The following is a 25,028-nucleotide window of genomic DNA, read 5'->3' as shown; positions in this document are numbered from 1 at the left end:
CCCCCCCCCAATTAATCGCCCTATAAAGAAAACAACTCGCGATTGTGCTTCAAAAATTTCTATCAAAAACCACCACATAGAATCTTCTGTAAAACTTGATGATGTTTTTTATCGGCTAAAAAATGCGAGTTTTTATTATTGCCCAACAAAGTTTATTTACAAAGACAAATTGCGCGAAGTGAATCCCTATTTGCTCGTGCATAATGATGGGGTTTGGTATTTGCTTGGCGATGAAAAAGGAGTTTTGAAACATTTTACATTGTCCAAAATCACCTGCTTGCAGATTTTGGAAACGCAGAAATTTACGCCAAATCAAGAGATTTTAGCTACAATTAGCCAAAGCTACACCACTTGGATTTCGCAGAATCCTATTTTGGTGCGTTTGAAAATCAATAATGAGGCAAGAGAGTATCTTTTTCGCAAGAATTTTTTAATCCAATACAGAATCTTAGAGCAAACCCCATCGTATTTTGTCGTAGAATGTTCTTTTGGTTATGCGCAGGAGGCGTTAAATCTTGTAAAATTGTTTTTGCCTTTTGTGAGGATTCTTTCTCCACAATCTTTGCAAGAAAAGTTAGAAAATGAGCTGAAAGAATATTTGGAATTTTGTAAGCAAGAATTGTTGAGGAAATAAGATTCCATAGAGGAATCTTATTGTTTTTAGAGCCTTGATTCGTAGCGGCGAAGCATATATAAGCGTTTGAGCATTTTTTTGCGTGCGCTGATTTTTTGCTTTTTGCGCTTTTCAGTTTTTGGTTCAAAGAATCTTCTTGCGCGACTTTCGGTTACAACAAGGTTTCTATCCGCTTGTTTTTTAAACTTTCTATACGCATCATCAAAAGATTCGTTTTCTCTGACTTTGATACCCGGCATCTAAACCACCACCTTTGTGTAAAAAATATACTTCAAAATTGAAGCGTGTAATTCTAACATAAAGTGCGCAAGAAATGTGAAAAAATCACACTATAAATGCAAAAATTTGATTCTTTTTGCTATTTTGTCCCTATATTGTGCTAATATTGCAGAAAGTTTTTAGATTTTCAAGGAGTTTTTGATGGAACAGGTGTGTAATGCGCGGCAATATTTCAAAAAACGTTATGTGATGTATTTTATTACAACCATTCTTATCTTGACGATTCCATTTATCAGAATCAATGGAAATCATATTTTTTTACTTTCTTTTGACCATAAGCAGTTGCATTTACTTGGCGTTGCCTTTGATATGCAGGAACTTTATCTTATGCCTTTCTTGTTGATTTTAATGTTTTTGGCGATTTTTTTTATGACAACACTTGCGGGGCGCGTATGGTGTGGTTGGGCTTGCCCACAGACGATTTTCCGCGTATTGTATCGCGATTTGTTGGAGACAAAGATTTTGGGCTTGCGCAAAAGAATGGAGAATCGCCAATTAGAGCCCGATATGAGTTTAGGAAGCAACAAAGTTAAAAAGGCGATTTCTCTTGTGATTTTTGCCTGTTTTGCTTTGGTTGCAGCGTCCAATTTGATGTGGTATTTTGTGCCGCCAGAGGATTTTTTTAACTATATTCAAAATCCCTTAGAGCATAAATATTTATTTATTTTTTGGTTGGGATTCGCCATTGCACTCATTGCGATTGTGGTATTTATCAAAGAAAATTTCTGTATTTATATGTGTCCTTATAGTCGTGTTCAGAGTGTTTTGTATGATAATGATACCATTATGACGGTGTATGATTATAAGAGAGGTGGAGAAGTTTTTGATGCAAAAGGGATTAAACTATGGAAAAAGCCCGAAGTGCCAAATGCGGAATGCACCGGTTGCGAAGCCTGTGTGAAAATCTGTCCTACACATATTGATATTCGCAAGGGAATGCAGCTGGAGTGTATCAACTGCCTTGAATGTGCAGATGCTTGCACAAAGGTAATGGGAAAACTTGGTAAAATGACTTTGATTTCTTGGACAAGTCCGCAAAGCATTGAAGACCGACAAAAAGTGCGTTATATGCGCTTTAAAACAATTGGCTATATTGTCGCAATGGTGGTCGTGTTTTCTGGGCTTTTGATGATGAGTTCCAAAAAGGAAGATATGCTTTTAAATATCAATAGACAAGAACTTTATACGATTCGTGATAATGGGCGCGTAGAAAATTCCTATGTTTTCTTGTTTCAAAATACACAAAAACAAGCTTATGACTTTTATTTTGAGGTGCAAAACAATACAGAGATTCAAATTAAGCGTCCAAGCAAGCCTTTCCGCATAGAAGCTGGTGAGAAATCCAAACAAGTTGTTGTGCTTTATACGGAAGCAAATTTGGCTGAAAATGCGCAAAAAGATACACATATTCCATTAGAAATCAAAGCTTATGCGGTAGATAGCCAAGAACCCATTGAGGTTTTCAGGAAAAGCGTGTTTATTTATCCACCAAACAAATCTTTGCATTAAATAATAAATAGAATCGCAAGCGCAAAATCTTTGTGTCTTGTGATTTGGATTTTTGAATAAAGGTAAATTATGCAAAAAGGCGGAATTTATTTTTTCCTTGTTATTTTTGCTCTCACATTGTTAGCTTTATTGAAGCTTTATTCTCCATTTTTAATGAATCTATCAATTGCATTTTTGCTATTTATTGCAACACAGAATATTTATTATGCGATTTTAAAATACATAAAATCCCCGCTTGCTTCCACCTTTTTGATGACTCTTTTGTTGATAATTCTTTGTTTTTTGCCTATTTTTTATATTCTTTTAAATTTATTGAATTTGGCAACAAATTTGGAATTAGGAAATTTTCAAAATTTTTTATTAGATTTTCAAACGCGTTTGGGAGAATATGGCAAAGAGATTTTTGCTTATCTGCCAGACTTATTGCAAAAAGAAATCAGTAATTGGCTGGCACATCTTTCTGGGATTGATTGGACGGAAGTCGCCAAACGTAGTATAGGAATTGTCGCAAAAATTTCTCAAAATAGCTTATATTTTTTGAGCGATACTTTATTTATCCTAACTTTTTTATTTTTTTTCTATTATTATGGGGGTGCATTAGGTCGGTATTTTTTAGGATTGATTCCGATTCAGCCCACCTATGTCAAATCTCTTTATGAGGAGGTAAGTGCAGTCATTAGCGTGGTGTTCTATTCCTCTATATTTTCTATGCTTTTACAAGGTACATTGTTTGGAATCCTTATGGCATTTTTGGGCTATAATGCGCTTTTGTTAGGTGTTTTTTATGGTTTTGCTTCGCTTGTGCCCGTGGTAGGCGGAAGTTTAGTTTGGTTGCCTGTTGTTGGATATGAATTGTATTTAGGAAATTATAGTTATGCAATCCTTATCGCACTCTATTCTATTATTGTCATTGCAACTTTGGCAGATAATGGCGTGAAGCCTTTTATTATCAGTTTTATCAATCGTGTATTAATAAAAACTCCGCTAAAAATTAACGAAATGTTAATTTTCTTTGCTATTATTGCAGGGCTTACGAGTTTTGGCTTTTGGGGTATTGTATTTGGTCCAGCGATTACCGCATTATTTATTGCATTGCTTAGAGTTTATAAGATTCTTTATCAAGACAAAGTTTAAGCAAGGAATCTAAAAATGATTTTGCGATTCTATCTGAAGTGTAGAGGAAAAAATGACAAAAATAATTCCGCCCGATAGTTTTTTAAATCAAGATTTGTCTTTAATTATAGATGTGCGCTCTCCTAGAGAATATGCGGAATCCCATATCGTAGGGGCGCAAAATTTCCCTGTCTTAAGCGATGAAGAACATCAGCAAATTGGCACATTGTATCGCACGGATTCTTTCAAAGCAAAGGTTTTGGGTGCTAGTTTTGTTAGTCAAAATATTGCAAAACATTTATTGACTTTAGAGACAATGGTAAGTCCTAAAAAGCCCTTTGGAATCCATTGCGCACGTGGCGGTATGAGAAGTCGTGCGTTTTTTATGGTTTTGGAAGCCATTGGTTACCAAGTCGTGCTTTTGGAAGGCGGTTATAAAGCTTACCGCAACGAGGTGTTGAAATATCTTGATAGTTTTCCTTCCCATCGCTTTGTTACGCTTGTGGGTCAAACCGGGAGCGGTAAAAGCGAGATTATTCAAGGATTTCGCGATTCTTTGGATATTGAGGGAATTGCAAAACATTTAGGTTCAAGTTTTGGTGCAATTTGCGGAGAGCAACCTAGCGTGAAGAGTTTTCAAAATCTGCTTTTTACGCGCCTAAGAGACTTAGAAAATGCTCCTTTTGTGTTAGTAGAGGGAGAGAGCAAGAAGCTTGGCAATTTGATTTTGCCCACGCCCCTTTATCAAGCCTATCAAGAAGCACCCAAGATTCTAATTGTTGCTCCTTTGGAACAAAGAGTGCAAAGAATCGTGGCGCAATATGGTAAAATCTCATCGTCATTTTTTGAAAATTCTATGCAAAAGATTGCACCTTTTATGAAAAAGGAATTTTGGCAGGAGGCTAAAGAAGCCTTTTATAATAGGGATTTAGCGCGCGTAGCAGAGATTTTGCTAGTAGAATATTATGATAAAGTGTATAAAAAAGAATCTTATCTTTGCACAATTTTTTATCAGAATCTTTCTCAAGTAACTTTAGAGATTGAGGCATTTGCTAGAGAATTTTATAAATTAAAATCAAAGGAATTGTTTGGATAATTATGAATATGGCGAATTATTAAAAGAGCTAGAGATTAAAAGACGGAATATAGAAAAAATTATGCAACCCAAGCTTTTAGAAAAGCGGATTTTAGAAATCACCAACCAAGAGCAATTAAAGGAGTTTTGGGAGGATACGAAAAAAGCGGGCGAGTTGCAAAAAGAAAAAAAGAGCTGCGAAAGAAAGCTAGAAAAATACAATATGGCAAAATCCGCATTAGAGGACGCTAAAGAATTGTTTGAGATTTCTCAAGACGATTTGGAGAGCTTAGAGCTGCTTTTTGCAGAATCCAAAGAGCTAGAGGAGCAGATTAAAAATGCAGAAATTGAAGTGATGTTAAGCGGAGAGTTGGATTCTAATAATGCAATTTTTACGATTACTCCCGGAGCGGGTGGGACAGAATCGCAAGACTGGGCGAGTATGCTTTATCGTATGTATTTGCGTTGGGCAGAGAGGAGAGGCTTTAAGGTGGAATTGCTAGATTATCAAGAGGGAGAGGAAGCGGGCTTGAAAGATGTTAGCTTTATGATGAAAGGCGAAAATGCTTATGGCTACGCGAAAGTTGAAAACGGAATCCATCGTCTCGTGCGTATTTCCCCTTTTGATGCGAATGCCAAGCGGCACACAAGCTTTACTGCCGTGCAAGTGAGTCCAGAGATTGACGAGAATATAGAGATTGCAATAGAGGAAAAAGATTTGCGGATTGATACTTATCGTGCTTCAGGAGCGGGCGGACAGCATGTCAATAAAACAGAATCTGCGATTCGTATTACACATCTTCCCACAGGAATTGTTGTGCAGTGCCAAAATGATAGAAGCCAACACAAGAACAAAGCTACCGCACTAAAAATGCTAAAATCTAAGCTCTATGAACAAGAGATTCAAAAGCGTGAGGAGAAAAATGCAAGCGAGGATAAAAGCGAGATTGGTTGGGGACATCAGATTAGAAGTTATGTTTTAGCCCCTTATCAGCAAGTGAAAGATTTGCGTTCTAATCTTGCATATAGTAATGTAGAAGCTATTTTAGACGGGGATATTGATTCTATGTTAGAGGGTGTTTTGATTGCTAAAAATGCAACAAATGAACGTGAAATTTAGCCAAAACATTAAAGGAATAAGGAATGGATTTTTTGAATTATAAAAAAGCAGACACAAACGAATACCAAAATGTAACACCAGAAGCATTTTTTAAAGAAAGGAGAAGATTTCTAAAACTTGGTGCGGGAAGCTTGGTTGCGGCTTTAAGTGTAGAGCAACTTTTAGCGACAATGGGAGAGGATTTTGCTTATCGTTCTATGAGCCAACAAGAGATGATAAAAGTCAATGGGCAGGCTCTTGCAAATACTCCAGAGGATTTAGCGACAAGTTATAATAACTTTTATGAGTTTGGATATTCTAAGTCGGACCCAAAAAATAAATCCAAAGATTTCAAAGCACGTCCTTGGGAAATCAGCATTGAAGGAGAAGTGGAGAAGCCCTTTAAGATTCTTGTAGATGAATTATATAAAAAAATGACTTTGGTAGAGCGAGTTTATCGCTTCCGCTGTGTAGAGGCGTGGAGTATGGTGATTCCTTGGATTGGGTTTGAACTGCGGGAGTTGATAGAATATGTAAAACCAACAAAAGAGGCAAAATATATTCGCTTTACAACCTTGTATGACCCTAAGCAGTTTCCTATGCAAGGGGGATTGTTTGGGTTAAATACAAGCTTTTTAGATTTTCCTTATCAAGAATCTTTACGACTTGATGAGGCAATGCACCCTCTGACGATTCTTGCAGTGGGAATGTATCAAAAGAAACTTTTGCCCCAAAATGGAGCCCCGATTCGCTTAGTTGTGCCTTGGAAATATGGATATAAGATGATTAAATCTATTCATAAAATTGAATTTTTAAAAGAGCAACCCCTTTCTACTTGGGAAAAAGAGAATCCCAAAGAATATGGATTCTATGGCAATGTAGATCCGCAAGTCGCCCACCCGCGATGGTCTCAAGCAAGTGAGCGTGTGATTGGACAAAGAGGAGGGCGCGTGCCGACACTTTATCTCAATGGCTATGCAAAAGAGGTAGAATATCTTTATGCTGGGCTAGATAGAATAAAACTTTATTAGGGTCTGCTTGCTTGCGTTTAATAGAAATTACTTGTTTTGCGTTGCTTGCTTTTGTCTCTTGGCAGGTGATTTTACTTGTGGAATCCTTAGGAGGATTGGGCGACCCGATTGCTACGCTTTATTTTTGGAGTGGTTGGATTTGCATTTTTCTTTTAAGCCTTTCTTTGATTGCGCCAAAATACAAAAGAGAGATTGGTTTAACTGCTTTTGTAGTTGGAATTTTGCATAGTGGCATTTTTGTGATTTTGGATTTTGGTTGGAATCTTGCATTGATTTTTACGGAATTAAAGCAAAAGTATTATTTGTATTTTGGTGTTTTATCCTTTTTGTGTCTTATGACTTGTACTTTAGGGAGTTTGTGGGGCTTTCAAAGATTCAAGCTTTATTATTTGGCTTATTTGGCTTTAGGTTTTGGGCTTGTGCATTTGCTAATGATTCAAAAGATTTTGACACTTCATTATCTTGTGTTAGGAATTGGAATTGGAGCATTGATAATCTATAAGCTTTTTAGAAAATTTTATCCTAAATGCGGCAATTTATAATCTGAAGCCTCGTGGCACACATTGCAACAGCAATTTGCTCATACCTGCAAAAAGCAAGAATCTCGTCAATAGCGTTAGCCAACATTGTAACCAAATTAAATTATAAGCTAAAAATATAAGTCTTAAAAGCAATGAGAATCAAAAATTCTCCGCTTAAAAGGAGGAAAAGAATCAAAATCCATTTGGGATTCCATAAGATATTCCAAAAGCGATTCCAACCAAAAAAATGCAAAGTTAAAAAAAACACACAAAACCCGCTAATGCTCCCACCTAGTGCAAGTCCTATTGCACCAAAATATTGCATAAGAACAAAAGAACAAAAAGTGCCAATTAGAAGCGAGAGAGCCGAGATTTTAGCTGCTAATGCTTGCTTAGAATGGGAATAAAGCCAAAGCGAAAAAATCCGCGCCAACCCAAAGGGAAGTAAGCCCACAAGATACGCACCAAAAACACCCGCACACAAGAGCGTATCTGTGCGTGCAAACTTGCCTCGCTCAAACAAAAGCCAAATAATTTCGTTTTTGAGCAAATAGCCACCAAGCACGCATAAACTTAGCAAAATGCTAAGTAACCAAAAAGAGCGAGAAAGCTCCTTTAAAGCAAGGGATTCTTTGGATTCCTTGATATATTTTGCAACCATAGGAAACAAGGCTGTGGAAGTCGCAATCGCAAAAATCGCCAAAGGAAGCTGAAAAATGCGATTGGCATAATAAAGATACGAAATACTTCCGCTTACTAGAAAAGAGGCTAAAAGCGTATCAATAAAAGACGCAAATTGCGCAGTGGAGCTACCAAACATTGCGGGGGAAAATTGCTTGAAAAATCCTTTGACGCTCTGGTTGATAGAATCTCGTTTATTTCTAAAGGATTCTTTGGTGCTTTTTGTTTTCAAATTAGGAGGTGGATTTTTGCATTTTAATTCTTTAAATCCTGCATACAAAAGCCTAAAGAATCCTAAACGCCACATAGGATAACAATGCAGTAAGATTTGTGCGATTCCGCCTGTAAGCACGCCATAACTTAGAATCAAAATGGCTTGATAGGATTCGCTGTCTCTTGCAAAAAGCAGAGCAATAATCATCGCAAGATTGAGAAGCGCAGGAGAATAAGCCCAAGCAGTAAAGTTGCGTTTGTATTGCAACATTGCGCCAAAGAGCGTTACGATAAAAATCATAAGCAAATACCAGAAGTTGATGGCAACTAGTGGTGCGGTGAGGGCAATTAAATCATCAGAGAATCCAAATGCAAGCAGTTTTGTGAGCGGCTTATTAAAAATACACACAAAAATCGAAAGACAAAGCAAGATAATGCAAAAAGTCAAACCAATCTTGAGCGCAAATCCTCCGCGCAAACGCGCATTAAAGAATCCCGGCAAAAAAGCTTGATTAAACGCACCCTCGCCAAAAACGCGACGAAAGAGATTGGGTAGCTTAAAAGCCACAAAGAACATATCACTATAAATGCTAGAACCTAGAATCGTAGCGGTGAGCAAATCACGAAAAAAACCAAGAATCCTTGAAGTGAGGATTCCACTGCTATTAGTAAGAAAGGCTTTGAAAAACATTTGGTTCTCTTTTGTCGCAAAATTGCGGATTTTTAAATTAATTTTATAACAATTTAGGATAAAATTAATTTATTTTTGCATAAAAGGTTTTAGAAATTATGTTAAAAAATTCTTTGCGAACATTTAGACCTTACTATGTTAATGAATGCGAAGATATTAAATTTGCCATTAAGCAAGTCTCCTCTCAATTCAATATGGACGCAGATTCCTTTGATTTTGAATTGCAATCTATCACTACTTATAAAAAAAATCTTTATGACTATGAATCCCAACTGATTCCTGCACAAGAAGTAGATGCGTTTTTTAGCAATCGGGATAATATGCTAGAACCAAATCTCGTGATGAATCAACGTTATTGTATTTTGATTAAAGAAAAAGAACGCAAGGAGACGCGATTCCATTTTACTGCGGATAAAGCCTTTAGCGAAGCGTTTTTGACTTTTCGTGTAGGTTTTAATTATAAAAAAGAAGATTTTGATGGTGTGTATATGCAAATCAAAAAAGAAAAGGCACGGAATAGGATTTTATGCTTTAACGAAGAGCAAGAAAGAAACGCATTAGAAGAGTTTTTAGAGACTTTGGAGTATCCGCTAAGAAAAGATGTAAAATATAAGATTTTAAGTGGCGTAAATCTTATTCCAAGTGTTGAAGGGAATTTGGAGTTTAAAAGGGACATCACAGGACAATTCCAAACGGTACTAAAAGATGATGTGATTTGTGAATATCAAAAGCCATTGCAAGGCAAGCCCGGGCGCAATATTCGTGGAGAATACATTATCCCCCAAAGCCCAAAAACACTGCACCAACCTTGCACTTTGCAATATGATAAAGAGAGCATTGCGCTCAAAGAGTATCCTTGCTGCATTTATTATGTTAGCGCAATTGGTGGAATCTTAAAATATGAAGATGGATTTTTGTATGTTAGGGATACCTTAGAGACGGAATCTGTAACACTCAAAACGACCGGTTCGCTCGTTGGCAATATTAATAGTGGCACAATTATCAATATCACACAAAAAGACGCAATGAAAGAAGCCTTAGGGCAGGGAATGAAAATTCAAGCTGGAGAAGTGAATATTGAGGGGAATATCGGTCCTAATGCAGAGATTAATTCAAAAGAAGTGCGTATTGGAGGCTTTACGCATCAAAACTCTAAAATCTTTGCCAATGACGCAGAAATCGCAACGCACAAAGGCTATGCCAAAGGCGAGTATATCAAAGTAGAAATGCTTGAAACAGGGATTATTGAAGCTAAAAAAGTAGAAGTAGAGCATGTCTATGGTGGCAAAATCTATGCAGAAGAGATTGTGATTAAAACCTTGCATTCCAATGCGTTTTTGTATGCAACAAAAAGCATTCATATCACCAAAATGGAAAAAGGCGAAAATAAATTTTTCCTAGCAGCAAATTATAGTCCCGCAGGAAAAGAAAAATATAACGCACTTTTCAAGCAAAAAAACGAATCCATTAAAGAAGCGATTCGTATGACAAAAGAGCTAAAAGTTGAGAGTTTAGAGCTTAAAAAGCTTAAAGCCACCGCAGATGAGATTCGTGGCACTTTGATTCATTATAAAAATACTAAAACCACGCCTCCTAGCTATCTGCTAGCAAAATTTGAGGAATACCATCAACGCGTGCTTGCACTTAAAAATAAGCGGCAAAGAATCAATGAGCTAAGTATGGATTTCAAAAATGCGCGCGAAGCACTCAATGTGTTAGATGAATTGACAAAAAATGCGACGATTACGATAGAGAGTGGTTGGATTGGCTACAATGAAGTGCATTATGTCTTTTATTCTCCTAGCCGTGAATTACTCTGTGTGCCAAAGCCCGGCGAACCCTCTAAAGTCGTGTATCAAAAAGGCAAAATTCAGCTCATTTTATAAGGAATCTTAATGATTATTGCATTAGAGGGGGAGATTTTTATCAAAGAGCCAACGCGTATGGCTTTAAAATGCGCGGGTGTGGTGTATGAAGTGTTTGTTTCTTTGCAAACCTCCAATCAAATCAAAGCCAAAGTGGGCGAAAAGCTGACTTTGCATATTTCACACATTATTCGCGAGGACGCGCAGATTTTATTTGGGTTTGTAGAGTTAATAGAAAAAAGCCTTTTTGAACGTCTGATTAAAATCAATGGCGTAGGTCCAAAAGTTGCCATTGCGATTCTCTCCACCTTTAGTCCTCAAACTTTTGCAAAAATTGTAGAAAGCAATGATATAAAATCTATGCAAAGAGTGCCTGGGATTGGTCCAAAGAGTGCGGGTAGGATTCTAGTAGAGCTTTCTGGTTGGTCTTTGGAATTGACACAAAGTCATAATATGGAAGTGGCGGAGGATTCTAATTTGCATCAAGTGATTTTGGCTTTGGAATCTTTGGGATACAAAAGCGATGTGATTGCAAAAGTAACAAAAAACTTGGAGAATGCCGAAGTAGGTGAAATGGTTAAAGCAGCTTTGAAAAAAATGCAAACTCTATAAATTTAGGAAAAAAATGAGCAAAAAATTACACTTAGTCTCACTAGGTTGCACAAAGAATCTAGTGGATAGCGAAGTAATGCTTGGGGCTTTAAGTGAATATGAAAATACACAAAACTTAAGCGAAGCTGATGTTGTGATTATTAATACCTGTGGATTTATTGAAGCAGCAAAACAGGAAAGTATCCAAAGTATTTTGAATGCTTTGCAATTAAAGAAAAAAGACGCGATTCTTGTTGCAAGTGGCTGTTTGAGCGAACGTTATGCAAAAGAGTTAAAGCAAGAGATTCCAGAAATTGATATTATCACTGGGGTAGGGGATTATGATAAGATTGATGAGTTAATAGAATTGCACAAAAATGGGAAAGTTCTTTCAAGTCAAAAGGGAGTATTTCTAGCAAACGAGAATCATAAGCGCGTCATTAGCGGCTCTAAAATCCACGCATATATTAAATTATCAGAGGGTTGCAATCAAAAATGCAGTTTTTGCGCAATTCCAAGCTTTAAGGGCAAATTGCATTCTCGCACTTTAGAATCTACGCTTAAAGAAGTGAAAAATTTAGTCAAGCAAGGCTTTAGGGATTTTAGTTTTATTGCGCAGGATTCTAGTTCTTATTTGCGTGATATTGGGGTTAGAGACGGATTGGCGCAACTCATTGAAAGCATAGATAAACTCGCAAAAGAGGGATTAGAAATCAAAAGTGCGAGAATTTTGTATCTTTATCCCTCTACGACTTCCAAGCGTTTAATTGCCGCAATTTGCGATTCTGCAATCTTTCAAAACTATTTTGATATACCTTTGCAACATATTAGTCAAAAAGTCTTAAAAACAATGGGGAGAGAAGGAGAGTTTCAAGAGCTACTGCAAGCTATGCGTGCAGTGCCAAATAGCTTTGTGCGCACAAGTTTTATTATCGGACACCCAAGCGAGGAGGAGGAGGATTTTAAGGAGCTGTGCGATTGGATTCAAACTTTTCGCTTGGATAGAATGAATCTCTTTGGATTTTCTTGCGAGGAGGGAACAAAGAGTGCGCAATTAGAACAAGTGCCACAAAAGACGATTAATGAACGATTGAAGCGGATTAATAAGATTTTTTTAAAGCAATATAAAAAAGATTTAAAGGCTTTGGTGGGCAGTGAAATCCTTGCAATATTGGAGGGAAAATCTGCAGAATCGGAGTATTTTTATAGCGCGAGGGATATTCGTTTTGCTCCCGAAATTGACGGAGAGATTCTAATTAACGACAAAGAAATAGAGGGAGATTTAGAAGCTGGATACTATCGTGTTAAAATTACAGAAGTCGCAGGAGAAAATGTGTTAGGTTGTGTGCTTGGGCGCGCATAATTTTGAGATTGCATTAGAGTTTGTAGAGGAGCTAAGAGGGAGTCGGAATCTCTTGGCATTCTCTGGTGGGGTGGATTCTAGTGCGTTGTATTTCCTACTCAAATCTTATCAAATTCCTTTTGATGTGGCAATTATGAATTATGGTGTGCGCAAGCAGGCTGTTTTGGAAGTTTCTTATGCGCAAAATTTGTGTTTAAGGGACAATAAGCGGTGTTTTGTGGAGTATGCACCCAAAATCCATAATAATTTTGAAAGCAATGCACGCAAGTTGCGTTATGATTTTTTTGAAAGTTTGATTGCGCGTTTTGGGTATTCGCATCTGATTTTGGCGCATCAGCTAGATGATATGTTGGAGTGGTTTTTAATGCAGTTTTGCAAGGGAACAAATTTGCAAAAAATGCAAATGTCGCCCAAATACGAAAGGGTTTGCATTAGAGAGATTCAGCAAGAAAAAATCAGCTATTGGATTGTGCGTCCTCTATGGCAAGTGCGTCGTGCGAAAATTTTAAAATACCTTCAAAAGAATCAAATTTTTTATTTTGAGGATTTTAGTAATCTTGATACACATTTTAGGCGCAATCACTTCAGGATAAATTTCACTCAAAGGCTTTTGAACGAGTTTGAAAGCGGAATCGCATTTAGCTTAAAAGAGCTTTGTAGGGGATTCCAGCAAGAAAGTGTCGCGCATACAAATCAAGTTTTTGAGATTCCAACTTTGGGCAAATTTTGCGTGTTAAAATTGGAATCTTTAAATAACACGTTAGAATCTGTGGATTTGGTATGCAAAATTTGTGGTGTTTTGCTCTCGCGTGCGCAAAAATTGGAGTTAAAAGAACTTTTGGAGGAGGAAAGCTTTTCGCAAGTTTTTCGGCATAAAATCGCAATAGAAAAAATAAAGGGCAAAATATTCCTCTCCACTTATACTTATCCTTTGGTAATTATTCCCAAAAAATTACGCGAAAAATATCGTTGTTTAGGGATTCCAAAGAAATTTAGAATCTTTTTGTTTCAGGCAAAAATTTTGGGCGCAGAGCAAAAAATTTTGGATATAATTTTCAATTTAAGGAGTAAAGATGAGTAAGGTATTCTTGCTAAAAGACGATGGGATTGGAGAGCGCGGAGAGCTTGGAAGAAAGCTTATGCTAAGCTTTTTAGGGACGCTTTTAACAATGGATAAACAACCTAAGGCAATGTATTTGCTTAATCGCGCAGTTTTGTTAGCCACAACAGATAGTGAGGGCGTAGAAGCATTGAAGCGTTTAGAGGAAAAGGGTGTAGCGATTTATTCTTGCCAAACTTGTTTGGGGCATTTTAATGTGCTTGATATGCTAAAAGTTGGAAGTGTTGGGAATATGCAAAACACGCTTAATACACTACTTAGCGAGGATTCCATTATTACGATTTAGTAGGCTTTAGCAAGGGGGTTAAAAATTCTTGCAAGGTTTTGAGTGCAAGATTTTCATCTAGCTTACTAAGCAAACAATCACTCTTTTTACTTCCATTGCAGCCGTCTCTGCCACAAGGCACGCAAGACAGCGACTCTTGATAGACGCAGTGTTTCCCCATGCTTTGGATTCCATTGCGTACAAGATAAGTAGAATCTTGCAAGGCATTATCCCAAGGACCCCAAGTAATAGGTGATGTTGGACCAAAAAATGCAAAAGTTGGAGTGTCATTCGCCGCGCTTAAGTGCATAACGCCTGTATCTACACCGACAAATGCTAGGGCTTTGGAGTTTAGCAAAGATACTTCGCTTAAGCGTAAATTACCATTAAACACGATGGGCTTGCTTTGGGTTAGCTGCAAAATGTGCTGAAGTTTTTCGGATTCCCTTGGGTCATTTGAAGCGGTGAGTATGCAAGGGAGTTGGTAGGTTTGAGTGATGAAATCAATGATTTTTGCGCAAAAGCTATCCTCCATACATTTAAAAAACCAGCTACTAAAGAGATGTAAATGCACAAAATGTTGCGGGAGATTCTTAAATTTCTCGCAATCTAGCGCGATATTTGCACGGACACATTTAGAAAGAATAGGAATCCCAAGCGCACGCAAGGCTTCTAGGTTATACTCAATCGTATGTTGTCCTCCTTTCTGGAGCAACTTTAAGTTATAAATGGATTTAGACCAAAAGCTACTAGGAGGGTATCCAACGCGAATCTTAGCTCCACTCCAAAAACTTAAAAAAGCTGTGCGCTCCCCTCTGCCTAAACCCATTACTATGTCATATTTTTCTTGCTTGATGGCATAGAGTAAGGAGATTTCGGCTTGTAGTTTTTGCCAAGGATTTTTGGGACGTCTTAGGCAGTGAATCTTGCGTAAATGCTCGCGACTAATCGCGCCTTGTGTGCCATCATTAACAAGTATATCAAGGATACATTCTTCTCCATAATGGGCTTTTAGATTAGAAAAAAGCGGGCTAATGAGTAAAACATCGCCGATTTTATTTAGTTTGATGATGAGAATTTTCATAGATATACTCGTATTGATTTTTGAATTTTTTGTGAAACCATAGCCATTCTTTTGGGTTTTCGCGGATAGCTTGCTCTAAAACATCGCTTTGGATTTGGGTTAGATTCTGAATATCGGTTTGTAAGTCTCCTGTTTCTTGAAATTCTATGGGAGGCAGAATCTTGATGAGGATTTGACGATAATCTTGCGAATAGGAAGCAAAAGCATGCACGATTTTGGCGTGATATTTCAAGGATAGAAGAGATGCAATGGGTGTGTGTCGGACATTTTTATCAAAAAACCTTACCAATAGCCCATCACTCTTGGCGGTATTTTGGTCTGTTACAGCCCCAACTACTTTTGTTTTGTTGAGTGCTTTGACAAGCCCTAGCATTGCGCCTTGTTTATTAAGAATCGTGATATGGAATTTAGAGCGCGTTTCTAAAAGGTAGCGATTTACTAATGCACTTGGTGTCATTCTCGCCACAGCGGTAATGGGGTGGTTGAAATGACAGGTAAAGGCGGGAGTGGTGTATTCCCAATTGCCATAATGCGCGGTAACAAAGATGATTTTTTCGCCATTTTTTAGCAGGGATTCTATGATTTCGCCATTTTCAAAACGCGTTGTTTGGAGGATTCGCTCTTTGGTGCTGACAGAGAGTATAAAAAAACTGATGGAATTATATACGAGATTGAGGTAATTACACTTCAAAATCTCTTGTTTTTGGGCGTTGGTTAGGGAATGATTGTAGGCAAAATCCAAGTTTGTTAGCAAATCAAACTTGCGCCTAGAATCTAGTAGATACAAAAAGAATGCGATTCCTTTTGCTAAGCCAAAGCGCAAGAAATGAGGCAAATATAAAAAGAAATAGCCCAATCCTTGAAAAAAAGAAAGAAATAAAAATTCTTTAAAGAGTTGAAAAAATTTCATTGCTTCTCTTTTGTTTGGTGCTTAGGATTCCCCTCCAAAATCTCACAAGCAAGTGTGTAGATATGAGAGGGAGGAATCTCGCGAATGCTAAAATCATCTTTTTGGTAATTTGCTTGTTCATTGGCACTAAGATAAAGATTTTGTTGTGTGCTAAGGTTGAATCTTTGTGCAGGTGTCGCTCCAAAAAGCGTGATAGAGGGGCGATGGAATGCCCAAGCAAGATGTGTAATGCCTGTATCGCCCCCGATGACTAAATCCATTTGCGCTATGAGCATTTTGATTTGATTTAAATTTAAGCTATGGATACTTTGGAGTCTTGCATTTTTGGGGTTTGGAATCTCTAAGGTTTCACGACTTAGGAAAAGTGGTGTGTAGGATTGTGCATTGAAGAGTAAGGCAAGTTCTACAAAAGATTCTATGGGATAAGTTTTATTAGGCTTGGAAGTCTCTAACACACAAAGGATTTTTTTGTTTTTTGGCAAGTTAAAAGGTAGGAGAGATTCTTGGAATCCTAAGAAATTTTGAGGGTTTTTCAAAGTCTCCAAAGTGGGAATTGTCAAGCCAAATGCACTAAAAGCTAAGGTTGCATTGCGCAATAAAATATGCTCTTCATAAGGGATTGGGATTTTTTGATGATAAAAAAGGGTTGCAAGCGATTCTTTGGTGGTTTGGAATCCTATAATTTTGTTTGTTGGCAAAAGCTTGCTTATCAAAGCAGACTTTAACAAACCCTGCAAGTCCAATACAATATCATAGGATTCTTGCTTTAGCGTGTGGTAAATTGCCTGCAAAGTATAGAATCTCCTAGAAGCAATCGCTTCTTTTAAGGGTAATGCAATGAGTTTATCAATCCAAGGGGAATCCTCCAAAATCTCACTAAAGATTCTATCAACATACCAATGCAAGGTAACTGCATAAGTTGATTTGAGGGATTCAAGAAGTAGCGGCAATAAGCTCGCACTATGGATAATATCCCCAAGCGAGCTTAAGCGGACAATAGCGACTTTCAGCGGAGTTTTCATAGGTTAGCTTTTGGTTTGAATCCATACAATTTCTGTAATAGGGCTTGGAGGAACTAGTTTAGAAATTTGTTCTCGCACAAGATAGGAAAGCTCCGAATGTGTAATCTGTAAAATATATCCACTTTGACTTGATTCAAAGGAGAATTGAAAGTTTTTTGGCATTTGATTTTGGCTTAGGATTTCACAAAGCCCTACAAAAAAGCTAAGAATCTTAATTGTTTTGATTTCGGGCAATAAATTAGCATAAGTTAAAGTCTGTGGAATCTTTTTGGAAGCAAACTTTACAAGTGTTGCAATCAACAATCGGTCTTGATGACTTAAGCCATAACTTAGGGCATTAAATAAAATGTAATTTCCGTGATGACTTTTTTCATAAAAATTAAGCGCGGTTCCGATATTGCACAATTCCGCACTAATGCCTAAATGTTGTTGGTAGGAATCACAGATTAATGGAATTTTTCTTTGAGCTTCAAAAAGCTTGAGTGCAAGGGTTTTTTGTAAATTGGATTGTTTGAAATCGCGAATAAAGCGGTCTTTTAGATTCCGCACGCTAGGATTGAAATTTGGAGGGAAATGCCCATTTTCATAGCGCAAAAGGTCATTCAAAAAAACACCCTCGCGCACCCCAACTCCGCTTGTAACAACATTTTCGGCTTTGAAATGCAATAGGGCAAGATGAAAGATTAGAGCTCCTCCTTGAATGGAATCAATCCTGTCTTCTTGAATGCCAAGTTGTGGCAATTCATCGGGTTTTGCTGTGTAAATTTTATGAAAAAACTCGTGGTGTGTTGCAAAATCATATTCAAAAGCGTGTAGTGTATCTAGTGGATAGTTGATTTGTTTTTGAATGATTTTGCTCAATGCCCTTGCAGTCCCGCCAATCCCAAAAATTCGCCGATGATGAAAATGAGAGGGAAGTTGTGCAAGCGTTTGTTGGATAAAATCTCTTGCACTTTGCAAGTCTCCCTTGTCAAAGAATAATTCTTTTAATCGGATTGTTCCTAGATTTAATGAGATTTTATCCACTACTTTGGAATTTTCTATTAGCGCGCATTCCGTGCTACCACCGCCAATATCAATCGTAAGACCTTCGCGATAGGATAAAAGATTCAGCGCGCTTAATGCTCCAAAATACGCTTCTTGTTCTCCCGTGATAACCTTGATTTTTAATCCAATCTTTTTTGCAAGTTTTAAAAATTCTGCTTTGTTGGGCGCATCACGCACTGCGGAAGTAGCGACACACAGAATCTTGCGCGCTTTGTGTAATTTAGCAATCCACAAAAAGTCTTTCAAAGCGCAAAGGGCACGCTCCATTGGTTTAGGTTGTAAATAGCCTTGATGTTCGTAAGTGGATTCAGAGATTCGGACTTTGCTTTTGGTTTCATAAAGCAAATGGAATCCCAAATGGCTTGTTTTTTCAAAAATTGCCATTCTTGCAGAGTTTGAACCAATATCAATAATTGCAGTGATTTGTGCCACTTTGTCGCCTTTATCTAATCTTCTTGGTGTAATTGAGAATGTTTAAACTTCAGCTCTTCTAGGGTTTCTACATTATCAGGGTCGGAGATTATAGCATCTACAGGGCAAACAGACAGGCACGCAGGTTCATCATAGAATCCATAACATTCTGTGCATTTTTCTGGGTCAATCGTATAATGAGGGTCTCCTTCTTCAATCGCTTCATTGGGACATTCTTCGCGACAGGCATCGCAGGCAATACATTCTTCATTAATCATTAAGGACATAAATTACTGCTCCGAATCAATAAAATTTAAAATCAGGTTTTTAACTAAAAAATTCTAAAGAATTACTTAAAAATTATTTTTCATTTTATTTATTTTTAGAATAATAAAACAAGAATTCATAATTCTAAAATAGTAGCGTCAAGTGCTTTGAAGCAATCTTTGTAGCTTTCTTGGGAATTTTGCGGAATCTTGCTTAGGATAATTTTGTTTTTTGGAATCATAGAAAGGAGCGAAAAATTTTCATTTAAATCTAAAATATCGGCTTTAGAAAAAATTGCTTTGGTAAGGTCTTCTTTGGATTCTATCCGAAAGATTATACCTAAACCTATTTTTATAGCATAATCACTTAGATTTTTGAGCTCTTTTTGTGTCAAGAATTTGGGCAGCAAAACAACATTATCCGCGCCATAAACAAGGGATTCTAAAAGTTGGTAAGAATCTAAGATTAAAAAATCATAAATCAGCGGAATGCTCACATAGCGGCGAATATAGGTTAGAATCTCCAAAGATTCTACAAAAAATCCACAGGCTTGGCTTTCATAGTCTTTGGCTATTTGCAAAAGTGAAATTTGCGTTGCGCTAGTATTTGCTGTTTGCAAGGAAAAGTCGTAGAGGATTTTAGGTGCGCAATCCATAGGCTTTTTTAGGATTTCAAGTAGAGGGCGTGGCTGATAAGGCGTGTAGGCAAGCGTGCGCCCAAGCCATTCTTGTGGGAATTTCTCTTTTTTTTCTGCAATGGCTTGTTGAATTTTTGCAATTTCAATTTCAGTAAATACGCGCAAATTACACCTTACAGGCTGATTTCTTTAATCTCTGCAATCTCTAAGAATGCTTTATAAATTCTTGCAATCAAATGTTTGCGGTTATTTTTGAAATCCTCATCGGGAGCATTTACAAGCACTTTATCAAAGAATCTATCCAAAATAGGGTTAAGTTTGAGCAAGGAATCTAAACGTGTAGCATAATCGCAACCTTGAAGATTGCAAGCATTAAAGGCTTGATAGAGTTCTATTTCTTCTGGGGCGAGTAATTTTTCTTCTTTAATGCTTAAAGGAGAATCCAAACAAACTTCTTTTGTGATGTTTGCAAGCCGTTTAAAAGTTTGGGACAAGAGATTCTTGTCTTGGTTTTTCAGTGCGGAATCTAGTGCAAGGAGTTTTTGAGAAATTTGCACTAAGTCGCGCTCTCCTGTTGCTAAAACAGCGCGCAAAAGGGAGGCGTTGAAGTTTAGCACAGAATCTAGTCTCTCTAAAATAAAATTTTCAAGCAATTTTAAATCAAAAGGTTTATAAAGTGGAGCAAGTTTTTCTAAAATAGTTTTTAAATCAAAGGGTAGATTAAAATGCAAAACAATTTTAATTACTCCATTTGCCGCACGACGCAAAGCAAATGGGTCGCGTGAGCCGCTTGGAATCTTGGCAATACTAAAAAGCCCCATTAAATTATCTAGCTTGTAGGCAAGTGCAATCAAAGCGCTGATGAGGTTAGAGGGTAAAGCACTTTCTTCGGAGTTTGGTAAATATTGTTCTAAAATTGCAAGGGCGATTCTGTCATCATAGCGCAAATCTTTTGCATAATAATATCCCATAATGCCCTGTAATTCGGTAAATTCATAAACCATTTCGCTCATTAAATCTGCCTTGCTTAATGTTGTAGCTTGGTCTAAAATCTCTAAAAGAAGTCCGAAATTTGGCTCTAAAGCAGAGAGTTGTGTTTGGAATAATGGGCTTAAAATTTGAACGATTTTGCGTTCGCGCTCTGTTTTTTCCCACATAGAACCTAAACCTTCTACAAAAGTAACTTCCTTTAATCTTTCGGGTTGAAAGCCTGTTCTTAAGTCGTTGTGATAGAAAAACAACGCGTCTTCTAAACGCGCGCGCAAGACTTTGATATTTCCCTCTACAATGGCTTTTGGATTCTGTGCTAGGCTATTAGAAACAACGATAAAGCCGTGATAGAGTTTTGAATCTTTATAAGTAGCAAAGTAACGTTGATTAACTTTCATTGAGGTAATGATGCAAGGCGCAGGAAGCTCTAAGAAATGTTCGCTAAATTCGCCAAAAAGCGCGGTAGGATATTCCGTGATACTGACAATTTCTTCCAAGAGTTCTGTATCAACTTCTACCTTAATGCCTTTGGCACTTTCAATCTGTCTAATTTCTTCTAGTATTTTTTCTTTGCGCTTGGTTTGGTCTAAAATCACGCCGCCATTGCACAAAATATCAAAATAATTTGGAATATTTTGAACTTCTAAAGGTTCAAAACTGATATTACGATGAACAAAAGTTTGCGCTTTGGATTCTATGCCATAAAGTTTGAGAGGGACTAATTGGTGGTTGAATAAACATAAAATCCAAGATATAGGACGAATAAAGGAATCTTTCAAGCTGCCCCAACGCATAGTTTTGCCAAAATTTAGAGATTCTAAAAATTCTTGAATCATTGCCTCTAAGAGGTGAATTGCTGGCATTTGTTCGGCTTGTTTTTGGCAGTAGAGAATCTCTTTGCCGTCTTTTGTTGTCGTTGTAGCTTCCTTTTCTGTGATTCCACATTTTTTGAAAAATCCTAATGCTGCTGAAGTAGGCGCGTTGTCTTTGTAAGCAATGCTTAAAGGCGGACCAAAAAACTCTAGCACTTGTGCATTTTGAATTTGCGGAAAATTTTGGGCAATTATCACTAAGCGACGCGGTGTATAAAAAAAGTCAAATTCGCAAGGCAGACGATTGGCTTCTAGGATTTTTTGAAATTTGCTTTTGATATTTGGAAGTTCGGCTAAAAATGGAATCGCGGGTAATTCCTCTGTGCCAATTTCAAGCAAAAGCGGACTTGTGTTTTGTGCAGTTGTCATTCTTCCCTCTATTTTAAAAAATTCTGAAATTGTAACAAAATAAATGCAATAAAAAACTTTAAAATCATAAATATTGAATTTAGGATATAATAATTTAAGTGAATCAAATGAAGGGCGATGCAATGGAGTGGCTGACAAATTGGAATGAGAATTATTCGCTTGCGATTCTATTTTTTGGGTTAGCAATTTGTTTTTTTGGCGTGATTGTTTATCTATTTATGAATTACAGAAGACTTTTGGGGGAGATAAAAAACAAGGAAAAACTTGAGAATGAATTATTGAACAAAAATATACAAATTGAAAGTTTGAGCAAAGAGCTTGCAAATCAGATTGAATATGAAATCGCACAGAGACTAAAAAGTGATTATACGCACGAATATTTGTTTGAAAATAGTCTTAATGCCATTATTTTGACACAAGATGAGGATTTAAAGATTATTAGACGCAATCACGCGGCTTTGAAATTGTTTGGCAAAGAAATTTTAAATCATAATATTTTAGAATTATTTAGCGATAAAGCACACAAAAAATCTGTGTTTGAGAAAATTACACAACTTAAGGCAAGTAAATTGCGTCAAAATTTCCGCTTGGATTTGTGTGTGGAGGATTCTATTACGCCTGTGGTTGTATCTATATATTTTATGAATTTTGCACAAAAAATTACCCTGTATTTTGCGTTTGTGGATATTTCAGATATTGCGAAATTAGAAAACGAATTGCACAATAAACACATCGCATTAATGCAAAAAAATAAAGAAGAAGCAATGGGGAAAATGCTCGGAAATATTGCGCACCAATGGAAACAACCATTAAATTCTTTGTATTTACTTTGTCAGAATCTCAAAGAAATGTATCGGTTTGATGAACTAAACAGCGAAAATTTTGAAAAATATATTCAAATGATGGCACAGCAAATTGACTTTATGTCCAAAACAATTGAAGCATTTAGAGAGTTTTATAATCCAAGTAAAAATAAAGAGGAGTTTGAAGTTTATTTTGTAATCAAGGAAATGTTGGAGCTGTTTTATAGGCTTGTAGATAAAAAAGTCAGTATTAAAATGCAGCCTTGCAAGATTAAAAAATCATTGAAAATTTATGCAAATAAAAATGAATTGCAACAAGTGATGATTGTTTTGTTGGATAATGCGATTGAAGCGGTAAGAGAGCGTTTAAATAATGGAGAGATTAAAGAGGGCAAAATTCGCATTGATTGCGCGATGGAGGAAAATATTGCAGGAGCAAAAATTTGCGTGATTCGTGTGCAAGATAATGGTGGAGGCATTAGTGCAGAAGTAGCTAGAAAGATATTTGAGGCGTTTTTTACAACCAAAAGAAATGGTAGCGGAATGGGATTGGCGATAGTGCAAATGATTTTAGAACGTATGGAGGGCAGAATCCTCTTTGTTAACGAAAAAGAAGGAGCGGAGTTTAAGGTAGAGTTGCCTATGCAAAATCTTGCACAAAATGCACAAGATTTGGAATCTAAAAATAACATAATTTAAACTTATAACTTAATTATTTTAGATAAAATAAAGTTTAATTAGTTTTTTATAGCAGCGTCTATATAATAAAACAATATTTACAAGATTAAGTTTTGCTAGGGATTTTGAGTTGGGAAAGGGACGTTTATGTTAAAGACAATCCGGTCTAAAATCATCGTGATGATTGTTGTGTTTTTGTTAGCCCTTTTGGGAATGGTGCATTATAATTTATCTAATGGATTTAATAATATTGCTAAAAGTAGTTCTACAAATGAGCTTCATCAGTTAAATGCAATGCTTTTTGAAGGGTTAAAAATCGCGATGAATACAGGAGACCCAGAGATTATTGGGAGCTTTATTGAAGGCTCTAAAAAAGTGCCGGGTATTACAAATATGGAGCTTTTCCCTTCTCAAGCAATCATTGACTTAATGGGTTTAAAGAAAACTTACACGACGATTCCAGAAATTTTAGAAGTTTTTAAAACTAAAAAAGAATTTATTAGAATCTACAAAGCAGAAAAAGACCAAGGCTATTTAATGGCAAAGCCACTCATTGCGGAGGAATCTTGCTTGATGTGCCACGCAACTTCACAAGTGGGTGAAGTATTAGGAGTAGCTGAAATGCAAATTTCAAGCCAAGAGTTAATGAATCGCTCTAGCGAAATTCAACTTACGATTCTGTTTTGGATGGTTAGTGTGAGTGTCATCGCCTTGCTTGTGTTGCTCTTTTTGTTTAATCGTTGGGTATTTAACCCTATTTCCAATCTTGCAAATGTGGCTTATGACCTTTCACAAGGAGAGGGGGATTTAACAAAACGTTTGCCAATTAAAAATGAAGATGAGATTGCAAAAGCAAGTTCTTATATCAATGACTTTATTCAAAAAATTGACAATACCGTTGCGGACGCGAAGGACGCAAGTCATCAAAATATTTTACAATCCACACAACTTTCTAATGCATCAAAAGAAATTGACGAGCGCATTGAATGTTTGGTACAAATTGTAGAGAGAAGTACGAAGCTTGGCAATAATATTGAGTTAATGCTAAATGATTCTATGGCTTTAGTGCAAAAGAGTGCGCACGATATTCAAGATTCTGCTAAGCAGCTTGCTAAGACAAAAGAGCTTTTGTTAAAAGTGATTAACGAAGTGCAAGGGAATGTTAGCACAGAACGTGATATTGCGGAACGTCTTTCGCAAACTGCGCAAGAAACAGATAAAATCAAAGGTGTTTTAACCATTATTGCAGAAATTGCCGACCATACAAGCTTGCTCGCATTAAATGCTAATATAGAAGCGGCGCGTGCAGGGGGGGCAGGAAGAGGATTCGCTGTCGTAGCCGATGAAGTGCGCAAACTAGCTGAACGCACGCAAAAAAGTTTAGGTGAAATCAACGCCGTAGTCAATACGATTATTCAATCTGTTTCTGACGCAAATAATGCAATGGGGGCAAATGTGCAAAATACTATCAGCATTGCAGATGCTTCAATGGAGGGCACAGAAGATTTAGAAACAAGTGTTAAATCCTTAGAAGACGCGGTAGAAGCGTCTTCTCAATCTTTGCAAAAAACGAATGAACTTTTTACTGCGGTGAATGATATTCTAAAACAAGTCAGTGAAGTGCAAAGATTGACAGATGAAAATAGCAAAGCAGTGCATTTGATTGATGGAATCTCTAAAGAAATTTCCCAAAAAGCTAGTGCATTAAATAACCAATTGGATTCTTTTAAAGTTTAGATTTGAAAGAAATTTTTAAGCCTTGTCTGTAAAGAATGATTAAATTTATAAATTCTTATTCTAGTTTTAGCTATAATATTTAAATAAATGGATTAAGGAGATACAGATGCAGATAGGAACAAATGCTTACTTTAATTTGCAAAATTACTCC

Annotated in this window: 23 protein-coding genes; 14 read left to right on the top strand and 9 right to left on the bottom strand. The window is 36.8% G+C overall.

The annotated features are described in order from the left end of the window. The coding region (locus K2N75_RS01330; RefSeq protein ID WP_297680374.1) for a WYL domain-containing protein at positions 1-634 on the top strand (634 nt) is incomplete at its 5' end. A 26-nt stretch (positions 635-660) separates the two neighbouring features. Here K2N75_RS01330 and rpsU read toward each other — a convergent pair. Then, positions 661-873: a 30S ribosomal protein S21 gene (rpsU, locus tag K2N75_RS01325; protein WP_006803152.1), complete on the bottom strand. Its 213-nt coding sequence runs from the start codon at positions 871-873 to the stop codon at positions 661-663. A gap of 181 nt (positions 874-1,054) precedes the next feature. Between rpsU and ccoG the strand changes: the two genes are divergently transcribed. The 6 genes from ccoG to K2N75_RS01295 all read left to right on the top strand — a co-directional run bounded on the left by ccoG (position 1,055) and on the right by K2N75_RS01295 (position 7,282). Beyond that, positions 1,055-2,422 carry a cytochrome c oxidase accessory protein CcoG gene (gene ccoG / locus K2N75_RS01320; protein ID WP_297680373.1) on the top strand — a complete coding sequence of 456 codons (1,368 nt, stop codon included), beginning with the start codon at positions 1,055-1,057 and terminating at the stop codon, positions 2,420-2,422. A gap of 69 nt (positions 2,423-2,491) precedes the next feature. Beyond that, positions 2,492-3,556 (top strand): AI-2E family transporter, encoded by a 1,065-nt coding sequence (locus tag K2N75_RS01315; protein WP_297680372.1) that lies wholly within the window; start codon positions 2,492-2,494, stop codon positions 3,554-3,556. 52 nt (positions 3,557-3,608) lie between these two features. After that, entirely contained in the window at positions 3,609-4,631 is a 1,023-nt protein-coding gene (gene mnmH, locus K2N75_RS01310; protein ID WP_297680371.1) for a tRNA 2-selenouridine(34) synthase MnmH, read from the top strand. Then, on the top strand, positions 4,624-5,730 hold the full coding sequence (prfB, locus tag K2N75_RS01305) for a peptide chain release factor 2 (RefSeq protein ID WP_297680370.1): 1,107 nt from the start codon (positions 4,624-4,626) through the stop codon (positions 5,728-5,730). The genes mnmH and prfB overlap by 8 nt, the downstream gene beginning before the upstream one ends. Before the next feature lie 23 nt (positions 5,731-5,753). Continuing rightward, entirely contained in the window at positions 5,754-6,740 is a 987-nt protein-coding gene (gene msrP / locus K2N75_RS01300; protein WP_297680369.1) for a protein-methionine-sulfoxide reductase catalytic subunit MsrP, read from the top strand. 11 nt (positions 6,741-6,751) lie between these two features. Next, positions 6,752-7,282 carry a hypothetical protein gene (locus K2N75_RS01295; RefSeq protein WP_297680368.1) on the top strand — a complete coding sequence of 177 codons (531 nt, stop codon included), beginning with the start codon at positions 6,752-6,754 and terminating at the stop codon, positions 7,280-7,282. A 100-nt stretch (positions 7,283-7,382) separates the two neighbouring features. Here K2N75_RS01295 and murJ read toward each other — a convergent pair whose 3' ends face one another. Next, a complete protein-coding gene (murJ, locus tag K2N75_RS01290) occupies positions 7,383-8,846 on the bottom strand; it encodes a murein biosynthesis integral membrane protein MurJ (protein WP_297680367.1) in 1,464 nt (487 codons plus the stop codon). Positions 8,847-8,944: 98 nt separating this feature from the next. On the opposite strand from murJ, the gene K2N75_RS01285 reads away from it, so the two are divergent. The 5 genes from K2N75_RS01285 to yedF are packed head-to-tail and all read left to right on the top strand — an operon-like array spanning position 8,945 to position 14,071. Next, on the top strand, positions 8,945-10,732 hold the full coding sequence (locus K2N75_RS01285) for a flagellar assembly protein A (protein WP_297680366.1): 1,788 nt from the start codon (positions 8,945-8,947) through the stop codon (positions 10,730-10,732). 9 nt (positions 10,733-10,741) lie between these two features. Next, complete coding sequence (gene ruvA, locus K2N75_RS01280; RefSeq protein ID WP_297680365.1) at positions 10,742-11,323, top strand: Holliday junction branch migration protein RuvA; 582 nt, start codon at positions 10,742-10,744, stop codon at positions 11,321-11,323. A 13-nt stretch (positions 11,324-11,336) separates the two neighbouring features. Then, entirely contained in the window at positions 11,337-12,665 is a 1,329-nt protein-coding gene (gene rimO / locus K2N75_RS01275) for a 30S ribosomal protein S12 methylthiotransferase RimO (protein WP_297680364.1), read from the top strand. Next, a complete protein-coding gene (gene tilS / locus K2N75_RS01270; protein ID WP_297680363.1) occupies positions 12,652-13,746 on the top strand; it encodes a tRNA lysidine(34) synthetase TilS in 1,095 nt (364 codons plus the stop codon). The genes rimO and tilS overlap by 14 nt, the downstream gene beginning before the upstream one ends. Beyond that, positions 13,739-14,071: a sulfurtransferase-like selenium metabolism protein YedF gene (gene yedF / locus K2N75_RS01265; RefSeq protein ID WP_297680362.1), complete on the top strand. Its 333-nt coding sequence runs from the start codon at positions 13,739-13,741 to the stop codon at positions 14,069-14,071. The genes tilS and yedF overlap by 8 nt, the downstream gene beginning before the upstream one ends. Here yedF and K2N75_RS01260 read toward each other — a convergent pair. The 7 genes from K2N75_RS01260 to glyS all read right to left on the bottom strand — a co-directional run bounded on the left by K2N75_RS01260 (position 14,061) and on the right by glyS (position 21,659). Next, on the bottom strand, positions 14,061-15,134 hold the full coding sequence (locus tag K2N75_RS01260) for a glycosyltransferase family 9 protein (protein WP_297680360.1): 1,074 nt from the start codon (positions 15,132-15,134) through the stop codon (positions 14,061-14,063). The two genes, yedF and K2N75_RS01260, sit on opposite strands and share 11 nt — an antisense overlap. After that, positions 15,106-16,044: a lipid A biosynthesis lauroyl acyltransferase gene (locus K2N75_RS01255; RefSeq protein ID WP_297680358.1), complete on the bottom strand. Its 939-nt coding sequence runs from the start codon at positions 16,042-16,044 to the stop codon at positions 15,106-15,108. The genes K2N75_RS01260 and K2N75_RS01255 overlap by 29 nt, the downstream gene beginning before the upstream one ends. After that, positions 16,041-17,066, bottom strand: coding sequence for a lipopolysaccharide heptosyltransferase I (gene waaC, locus K2N75_RS01250; RefSeq protein WP_297680356.1), 1,026 nt, complete (start codon positions 17,064-17,066; stop codon positions 16,041-16,043). Before waaC ends, K2N75_RS01255 begins: the two co-directional genes overlap by 4 nt. A 3-nt stretch (positions 17,067-17,069) precedes the next feature. After that, entirely contained in the window at positions 17,070-18,545 is a 1,476-nt protein-coding gene (locus K2N75_RS01245; RefSeq protein WP_297680354.1) for a Ppx/GppA phosphatase family protein, read from the bottom strand. 14 nt (positions 18,546-18,559) lie between these two features. Continuing rightward, entirely contained in the window at positions 18,560-18,811 is a 252-nt protein-coding gene (locus tag K2N75_RS01240; protein WP_115551579.1) for a YfhL family 4Fe-4S dicluster ferredoxin, read from the bottom strand. Positions 18,812-18,927: 116 nt separating this feature from the next. Continuing rightward, positions 18,928-19,593: a hypothetical protein gene (locus K2N75_RS01235; RefSeq protein WP_297680352.1), complete on the bottom strand. Its 666-nt coding sequence runs from the start codon at positions 19,591-19,593 to the stop codon at positions 18,928-18,930. A gap of 8 nt (positions 19,594-19,601) precedes the next feature. Beyond that, positions 19,602-21,659: a glycine--tRNA ligase subunit beta gene (gene glyS, locus K2N75_RS01230; protein WP_297680350.1), complete on the bottom strand. Its 2,058-nt coding sequence runs from the start codon at positions 21,657-21,659 to the stop codon at positions 19,602-19,604. A gap of 107 nt (positions 21,660-21,766) precedes the next feature. On the opposite strand from glyS, the gene K2N75_RS01225 reads away from it, so the two are divergent. Next, positions 21,767-23,161, top strand: a complete 1,395-nt coding sequence (locus K2N75_RS01225) for an ATP-binding protein (protein WP_297680376.1) — start codon at positions 21,767-21,769, stop codon at positions 23,159-23,161. Between the two features lie 126 nt (positions 23,162-23,287). Beyond that, positions 23,288-24,877, top strand: a complete 1,590-nt coding sequence (locus K2N75_RS01220) for a methyl-accepting chemotaxis protein (protein WP_297680348.1) — start codon at positions 23,288-23,290, stop codon at positions 24,875-24,877. The last annotated feature ends 151 nt before the right edge of the window (positions 24,878-25,028 follow it).

It is taken from the genome of Helicobacter sp. (genome assembly GCF_029067145.1).
Taxonomy (GTDB): domain Bacteria; phylum Campylobacterota; class Campylobacteria; order Campylobacterales; family Helicobacteraceae; genus Helicobacter_D.
This window is presented reverse-complemented; position numbering and strand designations above follow the sequence as displayed.